The organism is Terrabacter sp. 05T424, from assembly GCF_056396225.1.
The window spans coordinates 335,561-348,807 of record NZ_JBFTLB010000004.1; the positions used below are offsets into that span (position 1 = coordinate 335,561).

At 71.4% G+C, this 13,247-nt stretch carries 12 protein-coding genes; 7 read left to right on the forward strand and 5 right to left on the reverse strand.

What is annotated here, in order from left to right:
• The first annotated feature begins 125 nt into the window (after positions 1-125).
• Positions 126-560, forward strand: a complete 435-nt coding sequence (locus AC1DE0_RS12040) for an SRPBCC domain-containing protein (RefSeq protein ID WP_478100706.1) — start codon at positions 126-128, stop codon at positions 558-560.
• An 82-nt stretch (positions 561-642) separates the two neighbouring features.
• On the opposite strand, the gene AC1DE0_RS12045 is transcribed toward AC1DE0_RS12040, so the two are convergent.
• Positions 643-1,068, reverse strand: coding sequence for an OsmC family protein (locus tag AC1DE0_RS12045; protein WP_478100708.1), 426 nt, complete (start codon positions 1,066-1,068; stop codon positions 643-645).
• 130 nt (positions 1,069-1,198) lie between these two features.
• Positions 1,199-2,029 (reverse strand): 16S rRNA (cytidine(1402)-2'-O)-methyltransferase, encoded by an 831-nt coding sequence (gene rsmI, locus AC1DE0_RS12050; protein WP_478100710.1) that lies wholly within the window; start codon positions 2,027-2,029, stop codon positions 1,199-1,201.
• Between the two features lie 104 nt (positions 2,030-2,133).
• Between rsmI and ppc the strand changes: the two genes are divergently transcribed.
• Complete coding sequence (gene ppc, locus AC1DE0_RS12055; protein WP_478100712.1) at positions 2,134-5,019, forward strand: phosphoenolpyruvate carboxylase; 2,886 nt, start codon at positions 2,134-2,136, stop codon at positions 5,017-5,019.
• Positions 5,020-5,029: 10 nt separating this feature from the next.
• Here the strand turns inward: ppc and AC1DE0_RS12060 are convergent, their stop codons facing one another.
• A complete protein-coding gene (locus AC1DE0_RS12060) occupies positions 5,030-6,004 on the reverse strand; it encodes a helix-turn-helix transcriptional regulator (protein WP_478100714.1) in 975 nt (324 codons plus the stop codon).
• Positions 6,005-6,065: 61 nt separating this feature from the next.
• On the opposite strand from AC1DE0_RS12060, the gene AC1DE0_RS12065 reads away from it, so the two are divergent.
• Positions 6,066-6,644 carry a DinB family protein gene (locus tag AC1DE0_RS12065; RefSeq protein ID WP_478100716.1) on the forward strand — a complete coding sequence of 193 codons (579 nt, stop codon included), beginning with the start codon at positions 6,066-6,068 and terminating at the stop codon, positions 6,642-6,644.
• Between the two features lie 76 nt (positions 6,645-6,720).
• Entirely contained in the window at positions 6,721-7,329 is a 609-nt protein-coding gene (locus AC1DE0_RS12070; RefSeq protein ID WP_478100718.1) for a DinB family protein, read from the forward strand.
• 394 nt (positions 7,330-7,723) lie between these two features.
• On the opposite strand, the gene AC1DE0_RS12075 is transcribed toward AC1DE0_RS12070, so the two are convergent.
• Entirely contained in the window at positions 7,724-8,101 is a 378-nt protein-coding gene (locus AC1DE0_RS12075; RefSeq protein ID WP_478100720.1) for a hypothetical protein, read from the reverse strand.
• A 71-nt stretch (positions 8,102-8,172) separates the two neighbouring features.
• The gene (locus AC1DE0_RS12080) at positions 8,173-8,910 is read right to left on the reverse strand and encodes a dienelactone hydrolase family protein (protein ID WP_478100722.1); all 738 of its coding nucleotides are present in this window, start codon (positions 8,908-8,910) and stop codon (positions 8,173-8,175) included.
• 78 nt (positions 8,911-8,988) lie between these two features.
• Between AC1DE0_RS12080 and AC1DE0_RS12085 the strand changes: the two genes are divergently transcribed.
• The 3 genes from AC1DE0_RS12085 (at position 8,989) to AC1DE0_RS12095 (ending at position 13,165) form a co-directional block, all read left to right on the forward strand.
• On the forward strand, positions 8,989-9,837 hold the full coding sequence (locus tag AC1DE0_RS12085; protein ID WP_478100724.1) for a CPBP family intramembrane glutamic endopeptidase: 849 nt from the start codon (positions 8,989-8,991) through the stop codon (positions 9,835-9,837).
• Between the two features lie 177 nt (positions 9,838-10,014).
• Positions 10,015-11,502: an HNH endonuclease signature motif containing protein gene (locus AC1DE0_RS12090; protein ID WP_478100726.1), complete on the forward strand. Its 1,488-nt coding sequence runs from the start codon at positions 10,015-10,017 to the stop codon at positions 11,500-11,502.
• Between the two features lie 67 nt (positions 11,503-11,569).
• Positions 11,570-13,165 carry a dolichyl-phosphate-mannose--protein mannosyltransferase gene (locus AC1DE0_RS12095; protein ID WP_478100728.1) on the forward strand — a complete coding sequence of 532 codons (1,596 nt, stop codon included), beginning with the start codon at positions 11,570-11,572 and terminating at the stop codon, positions 13,163-13,165.
• Positions 13,166-13,247 lie beyond the last annotated feature (82 nt).

A 13,247-nucleotide genomic window follows, 5' to 3' on the forward strand; every position in this document is an offset into this window, starting at 1 on the left:
TGGCAATCCTAGGCGGGGCGCACGGGCGGTCGCGCACGAGTTCCCGCCAGGCGCCGGTGCTCGACGCGACGCCCCTGTCGCGAACGTTCAATCAGTGCCTCTGACGCACGGGGTATGACAGAGGCATGACTGGTCATGTTGCACGAGCGAAGGTCACCGTCGACGCCACGCCGCAGCAGGCGTGGCAGTCCCTCACCGACCCGGCCGAGATCCGCCGGTGGATGGTCGGCACCGAGGTGAGCACCGACTGGCAGGTCGGCAGCCCCATCACGTGGCGCGGCGAGATGAACGGAAAGCCCTACGAGGACAAGGGCGAGGTGCTCGAGGTCGACGAGCCGCGGAGGTTGTCCACGACGCACTACAGCCCGCTCATGGGCCAGGAGGACAGCCCGGAGAACTACCACACCGTCACCTACTCCCTCGAGGGCGGCGGTGACGGGGGCCCCACCACGGTCACCCTGGAGCAGGACGGCAACGAGTCGCAGGAGCAGGCCGACCAGTTCTCGCAGAACTGGCAGAGCATGCTCGACGCCTTCAAGGACACTGTCGAGAAGTCCTGAGCCGCAAGGACGCTCCCGCTCGAGACACAGGTATGCCGCCCGGCTCAGCCGGGCGGCATACGTGTGCTTGCATGCTCGCGCGTCAGGCGAGCTTGGCCTCGAGGCTGATCGGCACGGCCTTGAGCGCCTGGCTCACCGGGCAGTTCGCCTTGGCGTCCTCGGCAGCGGCCTGGAAGTCCTCGGCCGAGATGCCGGGCACCTCACCGACGACCGACAGCTTGATCTCGGTGATGCCCGTGCCGGGCACGAAGGTCACCTCGGCCGTCGTGTCGAGGGTGGTCGGGGGCGTGCCGGCCTTGGCGAGCCCGTTGGAGAATGCCATCGAGAAGCACGACGAGTGCGCCGCCGCGATGAGCTCCTCGGGGCTCGTCTTGCCGTTGGCCTGCTCGGCCCGGGACGGCCAGTTGACGTCGTAGGTGCCGATGCCCGAGCTCTCCAGGGTGATCTGGCCGGACCCTTCGAAGAGCGAGCCCTCCCAGTGCGTGGTGGCGGTGCGCGTGGTGCCCATCGGTTCTCCTTCGCTGTCAGGGTCGGTCACGGTTCGAGCCGCGACACGGTACGTCACCACCGTATGGGGATTCGTCACCGGCACAAGGGGCGGGCCGCCCGTGGCGCAACCTCCCGGCGCCACGGCAGAGTCAGCGCGCGGCGAGCGACGCGTCGTAGAGCGCCTTCTTCGACAGCCCCGTGCGCGACGCGACGTCGGCGGCGACGTCCTTGAGGCGCTCCCCCGCGTCGACCCGCAGCCGTATGCCGGCGACGGCGTCCTCGAGGGACGGCACGGAGCGCTCGGCGCCGGCCACGACGACCGTGATCTCACCCTTGACGCCCTCGGACGCCCAGTCGGCGAGCTCGGTGAGGGTGCCCCGCCGCACCTCCTCGTAGGTCTTCGTCAGCTCGCGGCACACCGCGGCCCTGCGCTCGGGGCCGAACGCGTCGCGCATGGCGGCGAGGGTCTCGGCGAGGCGGTGCGGCGCCTCGAAGAACACGAGGGTGCGGCGCTCGTCGGCCACGTCGGCGAGCACGCGCGCGCGCTCACCCGGCTTGCGGGGCAGGAAGCCGTCGAAGCAGAACCGGTCGACAGGGAGGCCCGACACGGCGAGAGCCATGAGGACCGCGCTCGGCCCGGGGACGCAGGTGACGCGTACGCCGGACTCAACTGCGGCGGCGACGAGCCGATAGCCGGGGTCGGAGACGGACGGCATGCCGGCGTCGGTGACCACGAGCACGCGCTCGCCCGCGAGGAGGCGCTCGACGAGGTCGGGCGTACGCGCCGCCTCGTTGTGCTCGTGGTAGCTGACGACCGAGCCGGTGGTGCTGACCCCGAGGTCGGTGAGGAGGCGACGGAGGCGGCGGGTGTCCTCTGCCGCGACGACGTCTGCGGTGGCGAGCTCCTCGGCGAGCCGGGGCGCGGCGTCGCGGGGGTCGCCGATGGGTGTGGCGGCGAGGACGAGGGTGCCGGTGCTCATGCCGTCATCCTGTCAGGGCACCTGCGGGTCCGGTGGGCGAGACGACCGTCCCCGAATGTGGACGGGGTTACGTCGCGGAAACGTCACCGCGATACACAGAGTGCATGACGATCTCGGGACAGACCTCGACCGAGCCGACCGCTGGGCGCTCCACCGAGCCTGCTGTCGAGCGCTCCACCGAGCAGCTGCTGGCCGCAGACCGCCGCGAGCCGAACGCCGCGACCTTCGCTGCCGGCGTCTCGTCCGCGCAGCAGCACACGGCCCTGCGCGCCTCGGTGCGCCAGCTCGGGGCCCTGCTCGGCGAGGCGCTCGAGCGGCACGAGGGCGCCGAGCTGCTCGCGCTCGTCGAGCGGGTGCGCAGCCTGGCCCGGCAGCCCAGTGACGACGAGCTGCGCTCGACGCTCGCCGCCGTCGACGCACCGACCGCCGTGGTGCTGGCCCGGGCCTTCACGGCCTATTTCCAGCTCGTCAACGTCACCGAGCAGCTGCACCGCTGGCAGGAGGTGACCGCCGTCGAGGAGGGCCCGCTGGCGGCGACGGCACGCCGCATCGGCGCGGCGCTCGACGAGGGCACCGTCGACCGCGACCTCGTCGACGCGGTGCTGGCCCGGGTCGAGTACCGCCCGGTCTTCACCGCCCACCCGACCGAGGCCACGCGCCGCTCGGTCATCGACCTGCTGCGGCGCATCGCCGACACCGTGCAGACCCTCGAGGACCCGCGCAGCGCTCCCGCCGACCAGCCACGGCTCGAGCTCCGGCTGGCCGAACTGGTCGACCTGGTCTGGCAGACCGACGAGCTGCGCATCCAGCGGCCCGAGCCGACCGACGAGGCACGCACCGCGATCTACTACCTCAACTCGCTCACCCAGCGCGTGGTCCCCGAGCTCCTCGCCGAGCTCGACCGGTCGCTCGCGACCATCGGCATCGAGCTGCCCGTCTCCGCCCGGCCGCTCCGCTTCGGCGCCTGGGCCGGCGGCGACCGGGACGGCAACCCCAACGTCACCCCGCAGGTGACCCTCGAGGTGGTCGGCCTGCAGCACGACGCCGCCCTGCGCGACCTCATCGCCCACACCGAGAACCTCCTCGCCGAGCTCTCCCCGTCGACGCGCGTCGTCACGGTCACGGACGAGCTGAGCCGCAGCCTCGAGGAGGACGCAGCGGCCCTACCGATCACCTACGACGCCCTCAAGCGGCTCAACGCCGAGGAGCCCTACCGCCTCAAGCTCAGCTTCGTGCGGGTCCGTCTCCAGCGCACCCGCGACCGGCTCACCCACCAGACGCCGCACGAGCCCGGCCGCGACTACGCAGGCTTCGACGAGCTGCTCGCCGACCTCACCCTCGTGCGCGATTCGATGCTCGCCGGCGGCGACGAGCTCACCGGCAACGGCGCGATCCTGCGGCTCATCCGTACCGCCACGACGGTCGGGCTGGGCCTGGCCACCCTCGACATCCGCGAGCACAGCGGCAAGCACCACGCCGCCCTCGCCGACCTCTACGACCGCATCGGCGAGCTCGACACGGCCTACGGCGCCCTCGACCGACCGGCGCGCATCGAGCTGCTGTCGCGCGAGCTCGCGTCACGGCGTCCGCTCACCGGCAGCAGGGCCGTCGACGTCGGCGAAGCCGCCTCGGCGTCGCTGTCGCTGATGTACGCGATCCGCGCGGTGCTCGACACGTACGGGCCCGAGACGGTCGAGACCTACATCGTGTCGATGACGCACGACATCGACGACCTCTTCGCCGTCGTCGTGCTCGCCCGCGAGGTCGGCCTCGTCGACACCGGCACCGAGACCCACCCGGCCACAGCGCGCATCGGCTTCGCCCCGCTCTTCGAGACCGTTGCCGAGCTCGAGGCGGCGGGACCGCTGCTCGACGCGCTCCTCGGCGACCCGGCATACCGACGTGTGGTCGCCGCGCGCGGCGACGTGCAGGAGATCATGCTCGGCTACTCCGACTCGTCGAAGGACGCCGGGATCGCGGCGTCGCAGTGGCAGATCCACCGGGCGCAGCGCGCGCTGCGCGACGTCGCCCGCCGGCACGGCGTCGTGCTGCGGCTCTTCCACGGCCGTGGCGGCTCGGTCGGCCGTGGTGGCGGCCCCACCGGCGAGGCGATCCTCAGCCAGCCCTACGGCAGCCTCGACGGACCCATCAAGATCACCGAGCAGGGCGAGGTGCTCAGCGACAAGTACACGCTGCCCGGGCTCGCCCGCTTCAACCTCGAAGTCGCTCTGGCGGCGGTGCTCGAGGCGTCGGTGCTGCACCGGAAGTCCCTTCTGCCGCAGGACGTCCTCGACGGCTGGAACGGCACGATGGACGTCGTCGCAGGCCGTGGGCAGGACACCTACCGCGCGCTCGTGCGCGACCCCGGACTGGTGCCCTTCTTCGTCTCGGCCACTCCTGTCGACGAGCTCGGCAAGATGAACATCGGCTCGCGCCCCTCGAAGCGCCCCGGCGGCGAGGGCGGGCTCGACGACCTCCGCGCCATCCCCTGGGTGTTCGGCTGGACGCAGTCGCGGATCATCCTGCCCGGCTGGTTCGGGGTCGGGTCCGGCCTTGCCGCCGCTCGCGAAGACGGCCGGGACGAGACGCTGCGCGAGATGTACGGCTCGTGGGCCTTCTTCCGCACCTTCATGTCGAACGTGCAGATGACGCTCGCGAAGACCGACCTCGACATCGCGGCGGGCTACGTCGACGAGCTCGTCGACCCGGAGGTCGCCGGCCTCTTCGACACGATCCGCGAGGAGCACCAGCGCACGCTGGAGGAGGTGCTGCGGGTGACCGGTCAGTCGGAGCTGCTCGAGTCGGCGCCGACACTGCGTCGAACGCTCGAGCTGCGCGACAGCTACCTTGCGCCGCTGCACGCGCTCCAGACCTCGTTGCTCGCCCGCTCGCGTGCCGTGCCCGACGACGCCGAGCCGGACACCGACGTTCAGCGCGCGCTGCTGCTCACGATCAACGGCATCGCCGCGGGCCTGCGCAACACCGGCTGAGGCTGAGCCATCACGGTGCTGCGTCGGCTGCCCTCATCATCCGGACTGCCTGCTCGCGCATGATGTCGCGCAGCTCGGGCGGGTCGAGGACCGTCATCTCCCAGGGCAGCACGCCGAGGTGCATCGCCATCCACCCGAGGTGGTTGCCGCCTGCCTCGAAGATGCAGTGCGTCCTGCCGTCCGCGGTGACCGTGCCGACCGAGACCGGGATCTGCTTGTCCACCAATGACTTCGGCGCGTGGATGCGCACCCGGCAGACGTGGTCGTACGCGTCGCGCGAGATGGACCTGCGAACGTGCTCTGCCGCGTCGGGCGCGTCCTCCCGCGGCCGGAAGCGCCAGCCACGGGCCTCGGCATCAGTCATCCGGTCGAGCCGGAACGTGCGCCAGTCCTCGCGGTCGAGGTCGTAGGCCAGCAGGTACCACCGACGGCCCGTCGCGACGAGGCGGTAGGGCTCGACCCGGCGTTCGCCGGAACCGCGCGGGCCGGCATACGCGAAGCTCACGCGCTCGGTCTCGCGGCACGCGCGGGCCAGCACCAGTAGCGTCGCGGCGTCGACGGGCGCGACCCCGCTGTCGAGGGTGACGGTGGCCTCGTGGATGGCCTCGACCTGTGAGCGCAGGCGCCCCGGCAGCACCTGGTCGAGCTTGGCCAGGGTGCGCACCGCGGCCTCCCCGAGTCCCTCGACGGTGCCGCCCGCCGCCAGGCGCAGGCACACGGCGATCGCGACCGCCTCGTCGTCGTCGAGCAGCAACGGCGGCAGGCGCCGCCCCGCGCCCAGCTGGTAGCCGCCGCCCGCGCCATGGGTCGCGTTGACGGGGTAGCCGAGCTCGCGCAGCCGGTCGACGTCGCGCCGGACGCTGCGCGTCGTGACGCCCAGCCGCTCGGCGAGCTCGGTGCCGCTCCAGACCGGGCGGCTCTGGAGCAGGTCGAGCAGCCGCAGCACCCGGGCCGTCGTGCCGTTGCCGTCGCTGGTCGTGGACATGGCTCGAGTCTTCCAGTCTCTCCGGACAGAAGCTGTCCTATATGGCTGCGACGATCAGGACATGACACAGACGATGCACACCACGATCGACTGGAACGAGGCCCTCGTCGAGCAGGCCGAGTGGCACTGGCAGCACCAACTGCGTGCTCGCTTCGACGGGCTGACCGACGAGGAGTACCTCTGGGAGCCCACCCCCGGCGCCTGGAACGTCCACCGCCGCGGCGAGGGCAGCACCGAGATGCAGGGCGGCACCGGCGAGATGACGATCGACTGGGCCTACCCCGCGCCCGAGCCGACGCCCGTGACGACGATCGCGTGGCGGCTGGCCCACATCGTCGTCGGCGTGCTCGGCGCACGCGCCCACGACCACTTCGACGCGCCCGAGGCCGACTACCTCACCTTCGGTTACGCGAAGACGGCCGACGAGGCGCTCGCCCAGCTCGACAGGGCGTATGCCGCCTGGTTCGACGGCGTGCGTGGCTGGGGCACCGACGGGCTGGCCGAGCCCTGCGGACCGGCGGAGGGCCCTTTCGCCGAAGCCCCTCGGGCCACGCTCGTGCTCCACATCAACCGAGAGCTCATCCACCACGGCGCCGAGATCGCGCTGCTGCGTGACCTCTACGCCCACCGCGACGACTGACCCACCCCTCCTCCGACCACGACGGTCGGCACGCGCCGGCCCATCACCCCGCACGCACCCAGAGAGCGAGAAACCCATGGCCGCACAGGTCCCACCCGTCGCCGACGAGCGCGAGAGCCTCATCGCCTACATCGACCAGCAGCGCGACGCCTTCGTCGCCGCGACCTTCGGCCTCACCGAGGAGCAGATCCGGCTCGCCCCGACCGCTGGCACGCTGAGCATCGGGGGCCTGGTCAAGCACGTCACGACCTGCGAGCGCGGCTGGACCAAGCGGATGGCGGCGGCGCCCGAGGCGCCGACCCCTCCGGACACGCCGGTCGAGGACCAGGCGCAGTCCTGGGGTGACGACTTCCGGGTCACCGACGCCGACACCCTCGACTCGCTCCTCGCCGCGCTCCTGGCGCAGGGCGACGTGACCCGCGACGTCCTGCAGCGCGCCGACCTGGGCGCCGCGGTGCCCGTGCCGCGCGACGCCCCGTGGTTCCCGAAGGACGTCGAGGCGTGGTCGGTGCGATGGGTCGCGATGCACCTCGTCGAGGAGCTCGCGCGGCACGCCGGACACGCCGACATCATCCGCGAGACCATCGACGGCGCCACGATGTACGAGCTCGTCGCGGCACGTGAGGGCTGGCCCGAGACGCCGTGGCTCACGCCGTGGCGGCCGGCTGCTGAAGCGACCGCCTGACGCCGATCCGCTTGCAGCACAAGGGCGCTGCAAACCGCAGACAAAGGCGAAGGGCCCTTGGGAGTATGAGTCTCAAGGGCCCTTCTGGTTGATCGGTCGATGGTGACGCTCCCGATCGACTGCTCGTCTCCTCCGGTCCCGGCCGCCTCGTCACCCGGCTGCCGCGGTGGGTTGCCCCACCGTGTGGACCCTCGTCTCCGAGCCGTCCCGCTCTCCCGAAGGAGTGCGTGAGAGATTTGTATCTCCCGGCGATGCGGGCCCGCAAGGGATTCGCGAAAACAATTCCGGCCTCCACAGGGTGCCGGCGTGTCGTCCACAGGAGATGGCGGCTTGTCCACATGCGCCGTGCATCGACGCACAGCTTGTCCACCGATGCCTGTGGACGAGCGACCACTCAGACCGGTCCGGGGTGCTCGGCCAGGACGTCACGCAGAACGGCGGCTCCCGCCGCAGCAGCGGAGGCGCGCGACACGTCCCCGACCGCGGCATACGCCTCCTCGGCCTCGACGAGCGCGGCGACCTCTGCCGCGAGGAGATGCCGTTCGGCTTCCGCACCCAGGACCAGCCGCTCCGCCTCGGTCGCCCCGACGCCCACCGCCGCGCCCGCGACGTCGGCGGACGTGCTGACCGCCGGGCGCTCGACCACCGGCACGGCCTCCGCGTTCTCGATGGCGGCCACCGCGTTGCGCAGCGCCGCCGTGGCGGCACGGTCGCGCTCGCGCATCGCGATCGTGAGGCGGGAGCGAAGGGCGGCACGCAGGGTGGAGGACATGCGGAGAACGTATGCCGCCGACCGGCTTGGGCGCCAAGCGTTTACGACGTCGATGCCCCCATCACATCGCTTCAGTCCGCCGGCTGCAGGCGCTCCGTCAGGAAGTGGATGACCGCGTCCACAGCGTCCGGGTGTCGCTCCCCCGTCAGCGTGGCGTGGCCGGCGCCCTCGAGCTCCACGCGGAGGAAGCCGTCGCCGAGGTGGTCCGTCAAGGTCTCGAAGCGCGTACCCGTCGCCCAGTCGTTGCGGTAGCGGACGCCGAGCACCGGGCACCCGCCGCGCACCCGATCGCGCACTGCCGCAAGGTCGCCCGGGTCGAGGCCGATGTCGGCGGCGCGCCGGGGAGTGAGGGGCACGGGCACCGCCGGCTGCGCCACGACGGGCGCGACGACGACGGGGTCGATCATCATTGCCAGCGCGAAGCCTCCCGTGAAGCACATGCCGACCGCGCCGACGCCCACTCCACCCGCCTCGTCGTGGACGCGGCGCGCCAGGCTGCGCAGCCACGTCGCGACCGGGGTGGTGCGCCCGGTCGCGACGGTCGTGAACTCCCGCCCGATGCACAGGCGAGGGATCACGTGGGCGGCCTCGAGCGCGTACGGGGCCCGGTGGGCGGGGCCGAAGAAGTGCGGCATGACCACGGTGAAGCCGGCATCGACGACCTCCCGGCCGAAGCGCACCACCTCGGGGGTGAGCCCGGGGCTCTCGTGCATGACGATCACGCCCGGCCCCTCACCCTCGGTGTAGGTCGGGTACTCGAAGCCGTCGGCGGCGTGCGAGCCCCGCCGCCAGCCCGAGAGCATCGACATGCACCGACGCTACGCCGAGGTCCGCCGACGGCATACGGCTCAGGCGAGAACCGGGTCACGCGAAGTTACGCTGGCACCATGGTGACCACTGCTCCCGCCCCGCGCGGACGGTTCGCCGGGCTGATCGCACCCTCGGAGCGAGACCCCGCGCCGGTCACCGAGGCGGGCGGGCGGAGCGGCCTGCGGCGCGAGACCGTGCTGGTGCTCGGGGTCAGCCTCGGCTCGTCGGCCGTGTACGCCATCCTCAGCATCATCGAGAAGCTGACACGGCCGGTGCCCCTGTCGCAGCAGACGACGGCGATGAACCAGTCTGCGACGCCCGGACGCCCGTGGCTCGACCTCGCCTACCAGCTCGCCGGGATCGTGCTCCCGCTGGTCGCCGTCGCCCTGGCGCTCTACCTGCTCAACCACGTGCGCCGACCGGCAGGCCACGTGCGGGCCGGCCACTTCGTCGGACTCGACCGACGCGAGCCGGCGCGCGACCTCACCCGTGGCGCGGGTCTCGCCGCCCTCATCGGCATCCCGGGCCTCGGCTTCTACTTCTTCGCCAAGGCGATCGGCATCAACACCCAGGTGTCGGCGGCCAACCTCGAGGCCGTGTGGTGGTCGGCGCCCGTGCTCGTTCTTGCGGCCATCGAGAACGCGGTGCTCGAAGAGGTCATCATGGTCGGCTACCTGTTCACGCGGTGGCGCCAGACGGGCTGGTCCTGGCCGCTGGTCATCGGGCTGTCGGCCCTGATCCGCGGGTCGTACCACCTCTACCAGGGCTTCGGGGGCTTCGCCGGCAACATCGTCATGGGCCTCGTGCTCGGCCTCGTCTTCGTGCGCACGCGCCGCGTCATGCCGCTCGTGGTGTGCCACTCGATCCTCGACATCGTCGCGTTCGTGGGCTACTCGATGCTGCGGGCGCGGGGCGTCTCGCTCTGAGGCGGTGCGGCGAGTCCGCTTGTCATAGAAGCGAACTCGGTGTCACCAGACCTTGACTTCGACCCGAACACCTGTTCGAATAGAGGTCAGGGGGATCTGATGCCGTTCACGACTGACGCACCGTCACTGCTCGAACATGGGTTGGTCGTGACGCTCCGCGGGAGTCGGACCGAGCACGTGCAGCGTTCTGTGCAGTCGGTCGTCGCCGGGCTGATGCGCGATCTCGGCGGGCCGGCATCAGCAGCCGCGGCCGAGGGTGTCGAGGTCGCCGACTCAGAGGAGTCCGCGGCAGCGTTCGAGGCCCTGATGGACGCCGAGCTCGGCTGGTTCGAGGGCGGCGAGCGCATCAGGGGCCTCGTCGACGACCACCAGTTGAGGGCTCTCGCCCGCATGTATGCCGTCGCCCTCGGCGAGCTGTCGGCGCGGCACTCCCAGTCGTGGGTCGATCGCACGCCTCTGTCGGCCGCCGAGGTCGTCGCCCTCGAGGTGGCCACGGCGACCGGTTTGGCACAGGGCACAGTGGCCCTTCGTCTCGAGCTGGCCACGGGCTCACCGGCGCGCACTGCCTTTCTTCGCCGTCAGGTCCGCGAGGGGGCGACCCCGCTCTGGCGCGCCTGCGAGATCGTGAGTGAGACCCGGGCCCTCGACGACGAGGCCGCCGATGGGATCGCGCGCACCGTCCTCGCCCCTACGCGCGACGGGGCCGGCCTGCCCAACGCCCTGTTCCGCCGGCGACTGCGGCGCGCCGTCCTCGCCGCCGATCACGAGCAGGCGGCTCGACGACGGTCGGCCCGCGAGCGCATCGGCGCCCACGCGCAGGTCTTCAACGACGGCACCGGCTGCCTCACCGTCATCAACGACGCCGACAAGATCGCCGCCGCGATGGACCGCGCCGACGCCGCAGCGCGCGCTGCACGCGCTCAGGGCGACCCTCGTTCGCTCGACGAGCTGCGCGCCGACTACCTGACCGGTGTGGCCATCCACGGCTGGCCCGACGACGACGGCTTCGCGCGCACCACTCCCGTGCCGGCGGGTCGGGTCTTCTTGGTCGTGCCGTTCATGACGGCCGTCGGCCTCGACAACTCGCCCTGTGAGCTTCCCGGCTACGGCTGGGTCGGTGCGCAGCAGGCCCGCGAGATGATGACCGCCGAGGGGTCTGTCTGGCAGACCCTCCTCGCCGACATCGACACCGGCGCGGCCCTGGCGCTCTCCCGCAAGGGCTACCGACCCAGCCGTGCGATGGTCGAGCACGTCCGCGCCGTCGACGGGGTGTGTCGTGGTCCAGGCTGCCTCGTCGAGGCACGCCAGTGCGATCTCGACCACGACGTCCCGTGGCCGGTCGGCCCCACCGACGTCTCGAACCTCACCGACAAGCACCGCCAGCACCACCGCGTGCGTACCGCCGGCTGGTGGAAGGCACAGCGAGACGACGAGGGCAGGGTCACGTGGCGCACTGCCGCAGGCCGCACCTACGTCACGCTGCCCAAGGACTGGCTCGACGGGCTCCGACCGCGAGACCTCCCGCCGGCATCGGCTGCGAGCCCACCGCCGACCGAGGCCGGCGCCGGGGCCGGGGCCGGAGCCGGGGGCAACCTTGACGATGCCACCGGGCGGCGAGGCGGCGACGACCACCGCTCTGCCGACCCTGACCCACCACCCTTCTGATGCCCCTGCCGCATGCCTCTCGCGGCGGAGTGCGGCCGACTCAGCCGCACTGCATACGATGGCGCCCATGAACTCGGCCAGACAGGTGCGCGCGCGCCTGCTCGGAGACCCGGCCGACGACTTCCGCCTCACCCGCCGCACCGCCGGCCGGCTCGCGTGGCTCGGCTGGGCGGGGCCACTCTTCTTCACGCTCGTCAGCGGCTTCATGCGGTTCTGGCACCTCGGGGCACCGCACAAGCTGGTCTTCGACGAGACGTACTACGTCAAGCAGGGCTGGTCGATGGTCCTGTACTGGTTCGAGATGAAGAACGACCAGGTCCTCCAGGACGCCTCACAGGTCGACCAGCACTTCACCGCGAACGACCCGTTCATCTACGGCACTGAGGGCGACTTCGTCGTGCACCCGCCGGTCGGCAAGTGGCTGATCGGCTGGGGCGAGGTGCCGTTCGGCATCCTCAACTCCTTCGGGTGGCGCTTCGCGGTCGCACTGGCCGGCACCATCTCGATCTTCATGCTCGGCCGCATCGCGCGCCGCCTCTTCCGCTCCGACCTGCTCGGCACGGTCGCCGCAGCCCTGCTCGCCTTCGAGGGCCACCACTTCGTCCACTCGCGCACCGGGCTGCTCGACATCTTCGTCATGTTCTTCGGGCTCGCCGCGTTCGGTGCCCTGCTCATCGACCGCGACAAGGCGCGCGAGGTCCTCGCCAGCAGGGTCGGTGACCGGCCCCGCGCTGCCATGTCGTGGCTGGGCCCGTGGCTCGGTTGGCGGCCGTGGCGTTGGGTCGCGGGGATCATGCTGGGCCTGTCGGCCGGTGTGAAGTGGTCGGGCCTCTACTTCCTCGTCTTCTTCGGCCTGCTCACCGTGCTCTGGGACCTCGGCGCCCGCCGCGCCGCCGGCGTACGCGGTTGGACCGTCGGCACCGTTGTCAAGGACGGCCCGTACGCGTTCGCCCAGCTCGTCGTCACCGCCGTCGTCACGTACGTGGCGAGCTGGACCGGCTGGATCCTCAGCAAGGGAGGGTCGTTCCGCACCTGGGCGCAGAACAATCCCGACACCACGCACGCGTGGCTGCCCGACTGGTGGCGCTCGCTGTGGGCCTACCACCAGCAGATGTATGCCTCGACGCAGGCGATCAACAGCCCACACCCCTACCAGACCAACCCGTGGTCCTGGCTGATCCAGGGTCGCCCGACGTCGTTCTTCTACGAGGGGCCGAAGAAGGGCGCTGAGGGATGCCTCGTCGACCAGTGCAGCAAGGCGATCACCTCGATCGGGACCCTGTCGATCTGGTGGGGCGCGACTCTCGCCATCTTCGTGCTGCTCTTCATGTGGGCGCTCCGCCGCGACTGGAGGGCCGGGGCGATCCTCTGCGGCCTCTTCGCCGGCTACCTGCCGTGGTTCTTCCTCGGCAACCGCACCATCTACTCCTTCTACGAGGTCGCGTTCGTGCCGTGGGTCGTGCTCGCCTGCGTCTACGTGCTCGGGCTCGTCGTCGGCGGGCGGGAGTCGTCGTTGAGCCGACGCCGGGTGGGATACGGCGTCATGGGTGGCTTCGTGCTGTTGTCGATGGCGTTGTTCGCCTTCTTCCACCCGATCTACGTCGCCGACGTCATCCCGCTCTCGGAGTGGCAGGCCCGGATGTGGTTCCCCAGCTGGGTCTGAGAACCCCGCCGCACGGGTGGTCCACCACGTGTCGGCCCGATTCGGTATGCCGGTCGGCGTGGTGTTATCTTTCTTCCGCACC